The sequence below is a fragment of the Galbibacter mesophilus genome (genome assembly GCF_023721415.1).
GTDB classification, from domain to species: domain Bacteria; phylum Bacteroidota; class Bacteroidia; order Flavobacteriales; family Flavobacteriaceae; genus Galbibacter; species Galbibacter mesophilus.
This window is the reverse complement of record NZ_JAMQVC010000003.1, coordinates 325,116-340,317: the sequence shown is the minus strand read 5'-3', so window position 1 is coordinate 340,317 and position 15,202 is coordinate 325,116. Positions and strand designations below refer to the sequence as shown.

17 protein-coding genes are annotated in these 15,202 nt (G+C 36.7%); 5 read left to right on the top strand and 12 right to left on the bottom strand.

Annotated elements, in window-relative coordinates; translation table 11 throughout:
• Positions 1 to 15: 15 nt before the first annotated feature.
• From NDQ75_RS13180 to NDQ75_RS13155, 6 genes are all read right to left on the bottom strand, one after another.
• Entirely contained in the window at positions 16 to 1,119 is a 1,104-nt protein-coding gene (locus NDQ75_RS13180; RefSeq protein ID WP_202029395.1) for an imelysin family protein, read from the bottom strand.
• 24 nt (positions 1,120 to 1,143) lie between these two features.
• Entirely contained in the window at positions 1,144 to 2,355 is a 1,212-nt protein-coding gene (locus tag NDQ75_RS13175) for a DUF4856 domain-containing protein (protein ID WP_202029396.1), read from the bottom strand.
• A gap of 135 nt (positions 2,356 to 2,490) precedes the next feature.
• Positions 2,491 to 3,354, bottom strand: a complete 864-nt coding sequence (locus tag NDQ75_RS13170; protein ID WP_202029397.1) for a hydroxymethylglutaryl-CoA lyase — start codon at positions 3,352 to 3,354, stop codon at positions 2,491 to 2,493.
• Positions 3,354 to 4,013 carry an HAD family hydrolase gene (locus tag NDQ75_RS13165; protein ID WP_202029398.1) on the bottom strand — a complete coding sequence of 220 codons (660 nt, stop codon included), beginning with the start codon at positions 4,011 to 4,013 and terminating at the stop codon, positions 3,354 to 3,356. The genes NDQ75_RS13170 and NDQ75_RS13165 overlap by 1 nt, the downstream gene beginning before the upstream one ends.
• 78 nt (positions 4,014 to 4,091) lie before the next feature.
• Positions 4,092 to 4,709 carry a LysE family translocator gene (locus NDQ75_RS13160; protein ID WP_202029399.1) on the bottom strand — a complete coding sequence of 206 codons (618 nt, stop codon included), beginning with the start codon at positions 4,707 to 4,709 and terminating at the stop codon, positions 4,092 to 4,094.
• Positions 4,710 to 5,732, bottom strand: coding sequence for a quinone-dependent dihydroorotate dehydrogenase (locus NDQ75_RS13155; RefSeq protein ID WP_202029400.1), 1,023 nt, complete (start codon positions 5,730 to 5,732; stop codon positions 4,710 to 4,712).
• A gap of 135 nt (positions 5,733 to 5,867) precedes the next feature.
• Between NDQ75_RS13155 and pepT the strand changes: the two genes are divergently transcribed.
• Complete coding sequence (pepT, locus tag NDQ75_RS13150) at positions 5,868 to 7,106, top strand: peptidase T (RefSeq protein ID WP_202029401.1); 1,239 nt, start codon at positions 5,868 to 5,870, stop codon at positions 7,104 to 7,106.
• On the top strand, positions 7,093 to 7,683 hold the full coding sequence (locus tag NDQ75_RS13145; RefSeq protein WP_202029402.1) for a YdeI/OmpD-associated family protein: 591 nt from the start codon (positions 7,093 to 7,095) through the stop codon (positions 7,681 to 7,683). Before pepT ends, NDQ75_RS13145 begins: the two co-directional genes overlap by 14 nt.
• Before the next feature lie 227 nt (positions 7,684 to 7,910).
• Here the strand turns inward: NDQ75_RS13145 and yajC are convergent, their stop codons facing one another.
• The 4 genes from yajC to NDQ75_RS13125 form a co-directional block, all read right to left on the bottom strand.
• The gene (gene yajC / locus NDQ75_RS13140) at positions 7,911 to 8,204 is read right to left on the bottom strand and encodes a preprotein translocase subunit YajC (protein ID WP_202029403.1); all 294 of its coding nucleotides are present in this window, start codon (positions 8,202 to 8,204) and stop codon (positions 7,911 to 7,913) included.
• A 10-nt stretch (positions 8,205 to 8,214) separates the two neighbouring features.
• On the bottom strand, positions 8,215 to 8,682 hold the full coding sequence (locus tag NDQ75_RS13135) for a DUF1573 domain-containing protein (protein ID WP_202029404.1): 468 nt from the start codon (positions 8,680 to 8,682) through the stop codon (positions 8,215 to 8,217).
• A gap of 92 nt (positions 8,683 to 8,774) precedes the next feature.
• Positions 8,775 to 9,716, bottom strand: a complete 942-nt coding sequence (nusB, locus tag NDQ75_RS13130) for a transcription antitermination factor NusB (RefSeq protein WP_242513714.1) — start codon at positions 9,714 to 9,716, stop codon at positions 8,775 to 8,777.
• A gap of 165 nt (positions 9,717 to 9,881) precedes the next feature.
• Positions 9,882 to 10,985, bottom strand: coding sequence for a Glu/Leu/Phe/Val family dehydrogenase (locus tag NDQ75_RS13125; RefSeq protein ID WP_207190469.1), 1,104 nt, complete (start codon positions 10,983 to 10,985; stop codon positions 9,882 to 9,884).
• 133 nt (positions 10,986 to 11,118) lie between these two features.
• Here NDQ75_RS13125 and NDQ75_RS13120 point away from each other — a divergent pair, with 133 nt between their 5' ends.
• On the top strand, positions 11,119 to 12,876 hold the full coding sequence (locus NDQ75_RS13120; RefSeq protein WP_202029405.1) for an ABC transporter ATP-binding protein: 1,758 nt from the start codon (positions 11,119 to 11,121) through the stop codon (positions 12,874 to 12,876).
• A gap of 76 nt (positions 12,877 to 12,952) precedes the next feature.
• On the top strand, positions 12,953 to 13,336 hold the full coding sequence (locus NDQ75_RS13115; protein ID WP_202029406.1) for a PUR family DNA/RNA-binding protein: 384 nt from the start codon (positions 12,953 to 12,955) through the stop codon (positions 13,334 to 13,336).
• 47 nt (positions 13,337 to 13,383) lie between these two features.
• Here the strand turns inward: NDQ75_RS13115 and NDQ75_RS13110 are convergent, their stop codons facing one another.
• Both NDQ75_RS13110 and NDQ75_RS13105 read right to left on the bottom strand, forming a co-directional pair.
• On the bottom strand, positions 13,384 to 13,722 hold the full coding sequence (locus NDQ75_RS13110; protein ID WP_202029407.1) for a tRNA-binding protein: 339 nt from the start codon (positions 13,720 to 13,722) through the stop codon (positions 13,384 to 13,386).
• A 15-nt stretch (positions 13,723 to 13,737) separates the two neighbouring features.
• Positions 13,738 to 14,040 (bottom strand): phosphoribosylpyrophosphate synthetase, encoded by a 303-nt coding sequence (locus tag NDQ75_RS13105; RefSeq protein ID WP_202029408.1) that lies wholly within the window; start codon positions 14,038 to 14,040, stop codon positions 13,738 to 13,740.
• Between the two features lie 162 nt (positions 14,041 to 14,202).
• Here NDQ75_RS13105 and NDQ75_RS13100 point away from each other — a divergent pair, with 162 nt between their 5' ends.
• Entirely contained in the window at positions 14,203 to 14,763 is a 561-nt protein-coding gene (locus tag NDQ75_RS13100; RefSeq protein ID WP_202029409.1) for a thioredoxin family protein, read from the top strand.
• Positions 14,764 to 15,202 lie beyond the last annotated feature (439 nt).

The following is a 15,202-nucleotide window of genomic DNA, read 5'->3' as shown; positions in this document are numbered from 1 at the left end:
AAAACTGACTTGTTTTTAATCCCCGTCGTTATCTTGATAAGAAATGGTTACATTTAGTGCTGAAACCATGTCGTTTTTGAATAAAATTGTATTAATCTGAAGTAAATCCCTTAATCCGATAAGTGCATTGTTATTAGTCTCTACTTCCGTAGAAAAGCTGTCTTTTAATTTATCACTTTCACTCTTTATTAAACTGAACTGCTCCAAAATATCATCTGCCAAAATCTTTTTATCCAAATCATTTAATGCACTGTACAAACCAGCGCCCGAACTGTTTCCGCTACTACCTTTATAGAAATTGGTTGTAGCCAATAAAGCCTCCGAAAAAAGTTCTTTTGAAAAATCGTTTGCATAATAAGCCTCTACTCTTTCTGGAAATTTATTACCTGAAAGCGCTCCAGCAGGAATACCAATTTTACCACTTCTTAAAAATCTTTCATAATAAGAGATGTAGGCGTTAACTGTTTTGCTAAAAGAAGCGTTCACCGCATCGCTATCGTCACTTACATAACTGTCGCGATAACCATTTTCCCAAGCATTCAATACTTGACTCGCTAGGGAATTTATTCTTTGGGAAACATCCAACAGATAAGCATTAGCTTTTTCTCTTGAAGTAAAATACGCAATTACTTCTTCGTCTGTCCCGCCTGTTCCGTACAAAAGATAGTCTAATGCAGGGAAACCTTGCTCTGCGTAAGTAGATGGCAATTCTAAATTATAATCTTGTTCACCACTTGTCTTTGCATCAATATTTGCAGTTTGCGTAGGATAAATATTGGTGAAGTTTCTAAGCTGAATTTTTTCAGCCTGACCAATTTCGAACATAGATACTTTTTGCCAATTTTTATAGGCTGATTTGAAAGCACTTCTAAGATTGGAGAGGTTTTCTATAGTATTATCAGCAGCAAAACTTTCAGCAGCAACAGATAATTCCGAAGTAGCACTCGTATATAATTTATAGTTTGGAATTATAAAATTATCTGCCCAATTCGTTAATATCACTGAACGATTGAAATCCCCTTGGTTTCCACCAGAAGCATCTCCATCTTCATTACCATCGGAAGTACATGCAACAACAAAAAGAATACATATTGCTGCTATCCATTTATTAAATTTCATAATTCTAAACCGTTTAAATTATAATTAAGCTTGCTCTAAACCAAAGTTAAATTTTGCAGCAATTTTCACTGAAATTTCTTCTAAAACCTCAGGAGAAACATCCCAAAAACCATTTTCACCTTCAGTAATTTGAGCAATAAATCCTTCAACTTCTTCATTTGTGAAATACGGTGCTCCCGTCTCTGGATTGTGTGTAAACTGCAAGCTGTACAAGAATCCGTATCCCTCAGAAAGGTCGTGAAAAGCAACTCCATAATCTTCTGCTTCAATGGCAGCTTTACCGCCCATTAAATAGTGAACAGCTCTAACTCCAATTACCAGTGATAATTTTTCTTGAATAATAGCAGCTTGTTCATCCCTTACCGTGTAATTTTTGGCAACGATGGCAGCCCTACCCAATTTAAATGCATTGAAAACATCATCTGCAATTCCTTGAAAATCTTCATCTGATTCCAAACTTGCCAAATACTTATTTAAGAATGAATCATCCCCTAGAGTTGCATTTGGATTCTCAGGATTTCCCGAAGCACCATAAACGTAGCCAAAAGCTTCGTCCCATTTATGCTCCATAGTAGTGTAGTTTTTTCCTTCCTCTACTACATCATTATCATTGTTTGCTTGGTTTTCACCCGCATCCAATACTTCATTGCTTAGGTAGTTATTTAAAGCTTGATCCAGCATTAAAGCTCCGATTAACGACTTTGCAAATACTTGGTTATATTCAATTCCATCTGCACTTACATACCTAACCGTAGTAGAACCCACACCTGTAATCTGCCCCGCAACACCTTTTGATGCGATTACATCCTTATTTGGTGCAACCTCTTCAACTTGTGCTTTAAGGGAGGCCTCGAGGTCTGCTTTTATTTGGTTGCTTAAAACTGTATTAGTAGCAAAATAAGCTGCTGAAGCCGCTACTTTACTTTTAATATCTTTAGTAGATTCATTTAAGGAAGCCTCTGAAAACGGATTGTTTTCATTGGTGTACATATTCAACAATAACGCTTCCGAAATATTATCAAAATCCATCAACGCAGCAGATAATTCTGTTGCCATGGCAATTCTAGTTGTTTGGCCGGAAAAACTTACTGTGCTCTCGCTTCCTCTCTCAAAAGTATAAGCAGATGGCGCAGTAACTTCGTTGGTGTTATTACCGTTCATATTATCATCGTCGCTGCTACAGGATGCGAACAATACAGATCCTACAAACAATGATTTTATTAAAGCTGATTTCATAACTCTATTAATTTAGACTTAGTTTAAATAAATTATCAGCAGCAAATATAGTTCTGTTAATAGAATTAACAAACTTATTTAGATTTAATTTAAATAAATATTATTGATGTAAACGAAGTGGAGATATAGAGAATCTTAATGATATTCCCTGAATAATTTTAACGCTTCGTTATAAGCACTTTCAAAACTCATAGCTTTTATACCTGTATCTGCCTTTTGTGAGTTTGCGTAAGAAAATAGCTTTTCAGTAGGCATGTTTCCAGTTAATTCATCCGCAGCCATTGGACAGCCTCCAAAACCTTGTATAGCTCCATCGAAACGTCTGCAACCGGATTGGTAAGCGGCATGCACTTTTTCATGCCACGTGGTTGGTGTGGTATGTAAATGTGCCCCGAATTCAATATTTGGATAGGCGGGAATTAAATTGGAAAATAAATAGTTAATTGTTTCTGGGTTGGAAGTCCCAACGGTATCTGAAAGCGAAAGAATTTCTACCCCCATTGCTGATAGCTTTTCTGTCCACTCTCCTACAATTTCAACATTCCAAGGATCTCCATACGGATTTCCAAACCCCATGGATAAATAAGCTACTACACGTTTATTATTTTTATCCGCATGATTTAGAATTTCAGCAAGAACTTCAATACTTTCGGCAATGGTTTTGTGGGTATTTCGCATTTGAAAGTTTTCCGAAATAGAAAAAGGATATCCCAAAAAATCAATTTCCGAATGCTTGCAGGCATCTATGGCGCCCCTAACATTCGCTACAATTGCCAAAAGCTTGCTACTGGTAGCGGAAAGATCTAGCTTCGATAACACTTCTGCCGTATCCACCATTTGCGGAATGGCTTTAGGTGAAACGAAGCTACCAAAATCAATTGTATCAAAACCACAGCGCAACAACGCTTGAATGTATTGCACCTTCTTCTCCGTCGGGATGAAAGTTTTAATACCTTGCATGGCATCGCGCGGACATTCTATGATTTTTACTTTTTCCACTAATTGGTCATTTTCGTGATAACTTCGGGAGTTAATTTTGAAAAGTCATCGATTACAACATCGGCTTGGGAGAGATTTTGATTACCGGAATTCGGATTTTGGTATCCAATACAAAACATTTCTGCGGCTTTCGCGGCAGCTACTCCGTTTTTACTGTCTTCAATAACCACAAATCTTGAAGAGTCTAATTTATAGTTCTCTGCCACTTTTAGAAAAATGTCAGGAAATGGCTTACTACGCTCCAACGATTCCCCGCTAACCAAAAAGTCAAAATAATCTTTAACAGCTAGTTCTTCCGTAAATCTTTCAATCAATTTTAGCGAGGAAGAAGAAGCCAAAGATAAGTGATAGTTCATTTCTTTAAGACGCTTAATTAGCGAAACAACTTCTGGAACGGCTTCAATTTTTAAATTCTCTGCTTCTATGAAGAAAATTTCTTTGTGAAAATTCATCAATTCCCTAGCATTTGTCTCAATGGTAAAATCCGCTTTTATTTTCTCCCACATGGGCACGGCTGCCATCCCCACTAACGTTTGATGGTACGCATCTGAAAAATTCAGGTTGAGTTCACCAAACACCTTTTCCAAAACCTCTTTATGTGCCGGTTCGCTATCAATGATAACGCCGTCCATATCAAAAATAAAATGATCTTTTATCAAAATAAACGCTTTAAATCAAAGGTACAGAACCTACCCTGCTTACACAAGTGTTTTAGCTTTCTGCTAAGAAGGATTTTTTTATAAAAAGAGAAAGATAGCAATCCCCACAAAAACAATTATTTGCATCCATTTTAAAACCTTACCAGTACTTTTGTTTACTGATAAAAAATGAGATAATTTTCCGGCCAAAAGAGCAATCAAGGAGAAAATTACAAAGGATACCATTATAAATATAGCACCAAGCATGTAAAATTGCCAAACGGGATCAAGTGTTTTACTGAATAGAAATCCAGGAAAAAAAGCCAAAAAGAAAATAGAAACTTTTGGATTAAGTACATTCATTATAAAACCTTGCTTAAACAAAGCGGCATGGGATTTCTTTGGAACTTGCACCTCGCTTGTTTCAATTTCACCACTACTTTTATACACTTTGTAAGCCAAAAACAACAGATAACAAGCCCCGGCAATCTTTAATAGCGTAAACAGAATAGGTGAATTTTTTATAACTGCCGAAACACCAAAAGCAACCAAAGTGGTGTGAATGATACAACCCGACATGAGTCCGACTACCGTGGCCAAACCACTTTTCACTCCATGTACCATACTTTGCATAAGCACATAAATATTATCCGGACCCGGAGCTATAGCCAATGCTGCCGTTGCCAAAACAAAGCCGTATAAAACTTCAAGGCTCAATTAGGACTGTTGTTTCAAAATTGCCTTGTTGATCCTTTTTATTAGTAGCGGACCTTCATAAATAAATCCGGTATAAATTTGTACCAAGGCTGCTCCTGCATTCAGTTTCTCCAAAGCATCTTCTGGGGAATTAATTCCACCAACACCAATTATAGGAAAAGCACCAGCACTTTTTTCAGCTAAAAAACGGATAACCTCTGTAGCTCTTTTAGCTAACGGTGCTCCACTCATTCCTCCCGCTTCTTCTTTGTTTTCAGAAGACAAGCCTTCACGACTTATGGTGGTATTGGTAGCGATAACACCTGCTATTTTGGTCTCTTTTACTATGTCAACAATATCCAATAATTGATCATCGCTAAGATCTGGAGCGATTTTTAATAGTATAGGCTTTGTTTTTTCCTGCTTTTCGTTAAGCAATTGCAGTGTTTGCAGTAATTCCGTTAACGGTTCTTTATCCTGTAACGCCCTCAAATTTGGCGTATTCGGGGAACTTACGTTCACTACAAAATAATCAACATAAGGATAAAGAGCTTCAAAACAAATTTTATAATCTTCAACGGCACTCTCATTTGGGGTTATTTTATTCTTCCCGATATTACCTCCAATGAGTACATTGTTATTCTTTTTCAAACGCTCCACGGCTTCTTCCACACCACCATTATTAAACCCCATTCGGTTCACAATAGCTTTGTCTTCTATCAATCTAAACAACCGCTTTCTTGGATTGCCTGGCTGCGATTTTGGTGTTAGCGTCCCGATTTCAATAAACCCAAAACCAAAATTAGAAAGTTCTTTGTAGAGTTTAGCGTCTTTATCGAAACCAGCCGCCAAACCTACTGGATTAGGGAATTTTAATCCGAATACCTCTCTTTCCAATTTTGGATCGTTCAATTTGAAGCAAGACCGAATCAAGGAAGGTACGCCCGGAATTTTATGAATAAATTTTATGGCTGAAAAAGTGAAATGATGAACGTTCTCTGGATCAAAAAGAAAAAAAATGGGTCTTATGAGCGATTTATACATGGAATGCTTGTTTGCGCAAAAATAATTAATCTAGAAAATCTAATTCTTCTTTTTACCGAATTAATTTAAATATCTTAACCTTGATCTATTTTAAAACATTTAAACTATTGTGTTATTTTTGAAAAAAACTACGCTATGCAAAATATCATCGACCGATTTATCAGTTACGTTAAGATAGACACTCAATCAGACCCCAATAGTGATACCACCCCCAGTACAGAAAAACAGTGGAATCTTGCCCGTAAACTAGCCGAGGAACTAAAGACCATCGGTATGGAAGATGTAACTATTGATGAGAATGCGTACGTAATGGCTACGCTGCCTTCCAACATCAATCGGGAAGTGCCTACTATTGGATTTATCTCGCATTTCGATACGTCGCCAGATTTTAGTGGCACCAATGTTAATCCGCAAATTGTAGAAAACTATGATGGCGGCGATATTATCTTGAATGAAGAGCAAAATATTGTCCTCTCCCCCAACTATTTTGATGATTTAAAACAATACAAAGGGCAAACGATTATAACAACGGATGGAACTACCCTTCTGGGCGCCGATGACAAAGCGGGTATTACAGAAATTGTTACCGCCATGGAATATTTAATAAACAATCCACACATTCATCATGGACCCGTGCGGGTTGCTTTTACCCCCGATGAAGAAATTGGCAGGGGCGCACACAAATTTGATGTAAAGAAATTTGGCGCCAAGTGGGCATACACCATGGATGGCTCCCAAATTGGAGAACTGGAATACGAAAACTTTAACGCAGCGGGTGTAAAAATAACCGTAAAAGGTAAAAGTGTTCATCCCGGCTATGCCAAAGGAAAAATGGTAAACGCTATAACTATAGCTACGGAAATTCTTTCCATGATGCCTAAAAAGGAAATGCCTCAGTTTACACATCACCGAGAAGGTTTTTTTCATTTTTATGATTTTAATGGGAATGTGGAACATGCAGAAATAAATGGTATCATAAGAGATCATGACCGCGATAAATTTGATGCCCGAAAAGAACTTTTAGAACGTATTATAAGTGATTTCACCGATCGATTTGGAAAAATTATTACTTTGGAGATTAATGATCAATATTATAATATGAAAGAAAAAATTGAGCCGGTAATGCATATCGTAGATATTGCAGAACAAGCCATGCTCGATTTAGAGATAGAACCCATTATTAAACCTATTCGCGGTGGTACCGATGGGTCGCAACTTTCGTACATGGGACTTCCTTGTCCGAATATTTTTGCAGGCGGTCACAATTTCCACGGAAGGTATGAGTATGTTCCCGTAGAAAGCATGAAAAGAGCTACGGATGTTATTGTGAAAATTGTAGAGCTAACCGCTAAATATTATAATGATGAAGATTAACACAGCAGACGAGTATCTGCAAAACCATCCTGAATGGATAAGCGAATTAACCCTGTTACGTTCTATTTTGATTGATACAGAACTTACAGAAACCATTAAATGGGGAATTCCAACGTACACCATAAAAAATAAAAACGTGGTTGGTTTGGCAGCGTTTAAAAACCACGTTGGTTTATGGTTTTTTAATGGTGCCTTGCTTAAAGACCGTGCCAATATGCTCATGAATGCTCAAGAGGGAATAACGGTTGCACAACGTCAATGGCGGTTTCAATCAATTTCTGAAATTGACAAGAATTTGGTTGCTGAGTACATTGCTGAAGCTATCCAAAATCAAAAGGAAGGCAAGGAGGTTGTTATTCCGAAGAAGAAAAAGGTGATTTCTGAAATGCTAAAAAACAAATTATCCAGCGATGAAAACCTGAAAGCAAATTTTAAAAAGCTAACTCCAGGAAAGCAAAACGAGTATCACGAATATATAGAATCTGCAAAAAGGGAAGCAACTAAGGTAAGTCGCATTGACAAAATCATTCCAATGATTTTAAACGGTGTTGGATTGAACGATAAATACAAAAAGTAATTCCTGCGAATGCCATTGGAATTAACCCTAGCCTCTTAAAATTCGGAAAAAAGACCCTGCCATAAGTAGGAGCTTATTCAACCAACAAATCCAAATGCACTTTTGCCTTTTGGGGTTTGTATGGGAACTTCCTTCTGTAAAAAAAAGACCCCGACGCATACGGTCGGGGTAATTTCAACTAGCAAATCCCGATGCGCCACCTGCGGCTTTCGGGATTTGGGTTTCAATTATTTCTTTGCAGGCGTAGCAGGTGCGTTTAATTTCTGCGAAAGCTCTAAAGAAAGTGCAGAACGCTCAAACTTCATTTTTCCAGCCATCGTTTCAATTACGCAAGTAGTATCATTGTTTAGATCTACTATTTTTCCGTGCAATCCACTTTTAGTAATTACACGATCTCCGCGCTTTAACTCTTGTGCAAATTTCTTTTCTTGTTTCTGTTTTTTAATTTGCGGACGTATCATAAAAAAATACATCACGGCAAAGATTAAAATAAAAGGGGCAAATTGTTGTAATGCTTCCATTAAGTTGTATTTATGCTTTTGGCGCTGCAGAATCTGCTGCTTCTACAAAAGCTTTGATTTTTAATTGTTCCGTACCTTTTTCAGTATTGGCAGTAATCGTAATTGTTTTTGTTACTTGATTCTTACCGCTACCATTGTATTTTACAAGAATCTCTCCTGTTTCCCCTGGTGCAACTGGTTCTTCCGGTTTTTCAGGAATAGTACACCCACAACTACTTTTGGCATCTGTAATAACCAAAGGAGCATCTCCCGTATTGGTAAACTTAAACACTTTCTCTACAGTTTGTCCTTGTGGGATATTACCGAAATCGTGTTCAGTTTCTTCAAATTTCATTACAGGCAATTTCTTAGCAGCTTGATCCCGCTCTTCAGCCTTTGCTACATTTTCAGAATCTACCTTATCTGCAGCTTTGTTGTCTTTACATGCGGTAAAGCTAAGCGCCACAGCCATAGTCGCTAATAAAAATACTTTTTTCATCGTTAAATGATTTAAATTATGAGTGGTTATTAATTTGCGTTTTCTTCTTAATTTTCCGTTACAATATAAGCTTCAAAAGTAAGAATATTTTTTTACATCAACCCCCTACCCGACTTATTTAACGAATTATTTGCTTGATATTCTTTTACCAATTTATCAAGAATTCCATTGATAAAAATACTACTTTTTGGAGTACTGTACTCTTTCGCTATTTCCAAATACTCATTTATAGTAACTTTCACCGGAATGGATGGAAATTTAAGAAATTCGCAGATAGCCATTTTCAATAATATAGCATCTAGATCTGCAATTCTATCGGTATCCCAGTTGGGAGTTTTGCCTTCTATTTCCTGTTGAATTCTTTCATCATTCAAAATGGTTTTCTTGAACAATAGGCTTGCAAAAAGTTTATCATCGTCATCTTTAAATAAAGAAGGATGGAAATAATTCTCAGCAGCATCACCTTTCAGCTTTTTAATCATTTTCAACAACAACGTGTTCACTAAAGGAAGGTCATCTACCCAAGTAAGTTTTTTATCTTCAATATACTCGTATAGCTTTTCATTTGGTGCGATTACTTTTTGAAAAAGGTCGATAATCACCTTTTTATCATCTTTAAAATCGGTGGTGTCCTTGGCTAAATATTCAGCGTAGATTTCACTTTCCAAAATAGCTTTGTAAATAATTTTTACATACTCTTCATCCAACTCCCAGCTAATACCGCGATTTTCAAGTTTTTCAGCCAAAATAGCATCATTTACTAACTTAAGCAGTACTGGATTATCTACAAATTTTCTTTTCGGATTCTTTTCTTCCTTGGTGGCAAGGTATTTTTTTTGAGAGAGTGTAAGCTGTTCATCAGCCATTTTTTGTATTTCTACCAGCAGGCTCAAGAGCGTTAAGTACAAGTTGTACATATTCTCCATGCTGGATGATAAAAATTTTTCTTCTTTACCTAAATCAGTGTTTTGTGATTGTGTGAATGCATAAATGGATTGCATTACCTTAACCCTGATGTGTCTTCTTGTTAACATGCCTAAAGAACTTACTTTTTAGCGCTCTTAAAAAAAGAGCGCACTACTATTTATTTTTTTTACCCCAATTTTAAATGCTCAGCGAGCCTAAAAAATAAGGGCGAAAGATTTTTTTCTTTCGCCCTGCAAAAATAGTACTATTTTGGATATTCTCTTAGAAACCGCTTATTTTTTTCCAGCTAATTTTCTAGCGTCAATACGGTTTTGCGCAAGCTGTAAAGCAGACGCATGTGTAGTGCAATTATTGTTGTCTGCATGACTGAAAATATCCAAGGTTGTTTGGTAGATATTTTCTGTTTTGCGAAGGATTTCTTTTTTATCATATCCTTCTAACTCTGCATACACATTTATAATTCCACCAGCATTAATCAAGAAGTCGGGTGCATAGGCAATCCCTCTCTCCTTCAATATAGCTCCGTGGATTTTCTCGTCTGCCAATTGGTTGTTTGCCGCACCGGCTACAATCTTAGCATTTATGGCATTTACGGTAGCATCGTTAATAGTAGCACCTAACGCACAAGGAGCATACACGTCTAGCTGATGGTTGAAAATTTCATTCCCTGGTACAATGGTCGCTTTATACTTTTTCGCTAATTCAAATAATCGCTCTTCATTGATATCGGAAATAAACAATTGAGCACCTTCATTATATAAATGATCTACTAAAGTTTCACCAACGTGCCCTACTCCTTGTACTAATACTTTTTTATCTTCTAAACTATCGTCTCCAAACTGATATTTCGCAGCGGCTTTCATTCCCATAAAAACACCATAAGCGGTAATTGGTGATGGGTTTCCGGCTCCTCCTTTTTCTTCGGAAATACCGGTAACATAAGGTGTAACCTCTCGTACGGTATCCATATCTGCTGTTTCCATACCTACATCTTCCGCAGTAATGTATTTTCCACTTAAGGAATGTACAAACTCCCCAAAGCGCTTCATCAATTCTGGATTTTTCTGGGTTTTGGCATCTCCGATAATAACCGCTTTTCCACCACCAAGGTTTAACCCTGTGATAGCCGACTTGTAAGTCATACCACGTGACAAGCGAAGCACATCGTTTAACGCCTCCCATTCGTTCTCATAATTCCACATTCTGGTACCACCAAGTGCCGGACCCAAAACTGTGTTATGTATCCCAATTATTGCTTTTAATCCTGTATCTTTGTCGTTACAAAAAACAATTTGCTCATGATCGTTAAAAGAAAGTTGACCGAAAACCGGATCAACTTTTTTAAGTTCTGTCGGAGCTATAATTTCTGAAACCATCTTAATTTCTATTTTTGATTGAATTTTAATATCGTCAATTAAACAGTGCAAAAATAAGAATATTTCAATATCAATGCTAAAATTAGCGTTCATATTGAGGATTTATTAAAAAAATCGATTTTCGAGAAAAGTAATGAAGGAACTAAAGTATATTAACAAATTCTTTAAGAAGTATAAGTGGAAATTAATCATTGGCGTATTAATTACCATTCTTGCCACCGTCTTTAAATTGGTTTTACCCGAATATGTAGAGCGATCGGTGAACGAAGTAGAGAATTATATCTTAAATGAAAACAGTAATTTATCTGAAGTAAAAAACAAACTTCTTACCTATATTTTAATAATTATAGGTTCTGCATCGCTTTCTGCCCTGTTTACTTTTTTAATGCGACAAACCATTATTAATATATCCAGATATATCGAATTTGACTTGAAGAATGAGGTTTTTGAGCAATACGAAAAGTTGTCTCTGAATTTTTACAAGAAAAACCGTACTGGGGATTTAATGAACCGTATTAGCGAAGATGTAAGTCAAGTGCGGATGTACGCAGGACCAGCCATTCTTTACAGCATACAAACCATCACCCTTTTCTTGTGCGTAATACCATTAATGTTTTACACGGCACCAAAACTGGCAGCTTATACGCTTATTCCGCTTCCAATTCTATCGGTGCTTATTTACAACATTAGTAAGATTATACATAAAAGAAGTACCGTTGTTCAGCAATATTTATCCAAGCTTTCCACTTTTACCCAAGAATCGTTTTCTGGTATTTCGGTAATTAAGGCATACGGAATAGAATCCAGAATCGACCAACAGGTAGAAGAGTTGGCTTTGGAAGGTAAAAACACCAACATGGATCTTGCCAAAGTAAATGCTTGGTTCTTTCCACTAATGTTGCTTCTTATTGGAGTGAGCAACATTTTTGTAATCTATGTGGGCGGTATTCAATATATAAACGGGGAAATTGCCACAACGGGTGTTATTCTTAAATTCATCATTTACGTAAACATGCTTACTTGGCCAGTAGCTACGGTAGGTTGGGTAACTTCCATCGTACAACGTGCGGAAGCTTCCCAAAAACGCATCAACGAATTCTTGGATTTACAACCGGAAATTGAAAACACAACGGAAACACCTTCAGAAATAAAAGGAAGAATTGAATTTAAAAACGTTTCTTTTACTTACGACGACACAAATATCACTGCCCTAAAAGACGTTTCTTTCACTATTGAAGAAGGAGAAACTTTTGCCATTATCGGGAAAACGGGTGCTGGAAAATCTACCGTGTTAGACTTAATTGGTAGGCTGTATGATGTTACCTCCGGAAGTATTCTCATTGACGGCAAACCGATTAAGGAAATTAATTTAGATAGCTTGAGGAATGCCATTGGTGCGGTTCCGCAAGATGCTTTTCTATTTTCAGACTCCATTAAAAACAACATTAGGTTTGGTGACAAAAATGCCACACAGGAAGACATTGAAAAAGCAGCTAAAAAAGCGGCGGTACACCAAAACATTGTTGAGTTCACCAAAAAATATGATACCGTTCTTGGCGAAAGGGGAATTACGTTAAGTGGCGGACAAAAACAACGGGTTTCCATAGCGCGTGCCCTACTTAAAAACCCGAAGATTTATTTGTTTGATGATTGCCTATCTGCCGTAGACACCGAAACGGAAGAGGAAATATTAAACAACCTGAAGGAAGTATCCCAAAAAAGTACCACTATTATTGTGAGTCACCGTATATCATCTGCTAAAAATGCCGATAAAATCATTGTACTTGAGGACGGTAAAATAACCGAGCAAGGAACTCATAATCAGCTTATAAACCAAAATGGATACTATCACGAATTGTACCTAAATCAATTATCTGAAAAAGAAAACTAGAAAATTTGTTGTTTCATTTCATTTTTTTTCACATTTTTGATTTTGTTAACAATTATAAAAAGAATTTAGAGGGATTATGAGCGATAAAGGTTTTGCAGAGAAAGATGAGATTTTCTCTAAAGTGTTGAGAGCCGGAAGAAGAACCTATTTCTTCGATGTTAGAGGTACGAAAGCGGGCGATTATTACCTAACTATTACTGAAAGCAAAAAGTTTACTCACGACGACGGGTCTTACCACTACAAAAAACACAAAATCTATCTTTACAAAGAAGATTTTACAGCTTTTAAGGAGAATTTGGAAGAGATGATAGATTATATCATCGATGAAAAAGGAGAGGAAGTAATTTCTGAACGTCACCAAAAGGACTTTAAAAAAGACCATTTTGAAGAGGATGAAGAAGCTGAAAAAGTAGGAGTTACTACCGAGAAATTTACAGACATTAGTTTCGACGATATATAAAACAATAGAAAACCGCACAAATTATTTTTGAGCGGTTTTTTGTTTTGTTACCCGATTTTAATTCCGTTTTCCACTTTATAATCCGGGGAAAGTAATGTAACATCATTATCTTCTCCAACAGCTCCTATTACCAAGCACTCACTCATAAAGTTGGCTATTTGTTTTTTAGGAAAATTAACAACTGCTATTACTTGTCTATTCAATAAATCTTCCTTGTTGTAACGTTTGGTTACCTGGGCCGATGTTTTTTTGATTCCAATAGTAGCTCCAAAATCAATCCACATTTTAAATGCTGGATTTTTTGCTTCAGGGAAATCTTCCACCTTTATCACAGAACCCACACGCATTTCCACCTTCTGGAAATCGTTCCAATCTATTTCAGACATACGCAATGTGTTCTGCTATTTAATTCTCAATTTTTCAATCAATTCTTTAGATACATTTCCAGAATATGCCCCATACGCATCTACCAACAAGCCTTTATCACCATCTGAAGTTTCGATAACATAGAGAACGGAATTATCGCCAGGATTGGTCATTCCTTCAAAACGGTAGTGCTTTACCACTTCCAATTCTTCTGCTTTATGCACCTTTTTTTTCGATTTATTTTCCACGCCTGCATCACAAAGATTAAAATCTTCGGTATAGCCTTCCTTTTTCAGATTTTCTATTGCTACCGATAAACTGGTATATGATTTCTCCATTTTCAATGATTTTATTTGGTTCTTTTAAAAGTTACAAATAGGGCTTAAAGCCGCCAAAACTTTAATCTTTTTTTATGATTTGAAATACTTTTTTAAAAGTAGTAGTTAATCCTTTTCAAAAACCAACATCTTATTTGTAATTTACATCCAAACAAAGAAATTATGGCACGAACAGAAAGTAATATGTTACCGTTAGGAACAAAAGCACCAAATTTTAACCTTTTAGATACCGTATCTGGTAAAAAGCTAAAACTTAGTGACGTTTATGGCGAAAAAGCTACTGTGGTAATGTTTATCTGCAACCATTGCCCGTACGTAAAACATCTCAACAAGGAAATAGCTAAACTTGCGAAAGATTATTCAGACAGTGATGTTGGTTTTGTAGCTATTTCCAGTAACGATGTGGAAAATTATCCAGAAGATGCGCCCGATAAAATGAAAATTAATGTGGAAGAAAATAGCTTTGACTTTCCCTATCTATATGATGAAACCCAAGAAGTAGCTAAGGCATACGATGCCGCTTGTACTCCCGACTTTTATGTTTTTGATAGAAATTTGGAGTTGGTCTATCGTGGTCAATTTGATGATTCCAGACCTGGCAACAGTTTACCCATTACAGGAAGGGACATTAGAACGGCTATAGATGCCGCTATTATGGGAAAACGAATCTACAAAGCACAAAAACCTAGCATGGGATGCAATATAAAATGGAAAGCTAGTTAGTTTTTTCTTCGGAAGGAATATCCCTATTTGGGCAAATAAAATTTGATAGTTTCCGTTTTAAAGAATATCAAACCATTTTCAGAAAACATTTACAGCCTGTAAGCTCCAAAAAACTTACAGGCTTTTTTTTTGCACGACTTTCAGAAGTCATTGTACAACTTACAGATGGCTTTGTACGACTTACAGAAGGCTTTGTACAACTTACAGATGACGTTGCACAACTTACAGAAGGCTTTGCACGACTCGGAGAAGTCATTGCACGACTCCGAGAAGTCATTGCACGACTCCGAGAAGTCTTTGCACAACTCGGAGAAGTCATTGCACGACTCCGAGAAGTCTTTGCACGACTCCGAGAAGTCTTTGCACGACTCCGAGATGGCTTTGCACGACTCGGAGAAGTCTTTGCACAACTCAGAGAAGTCATTGCACGACTCGGAGA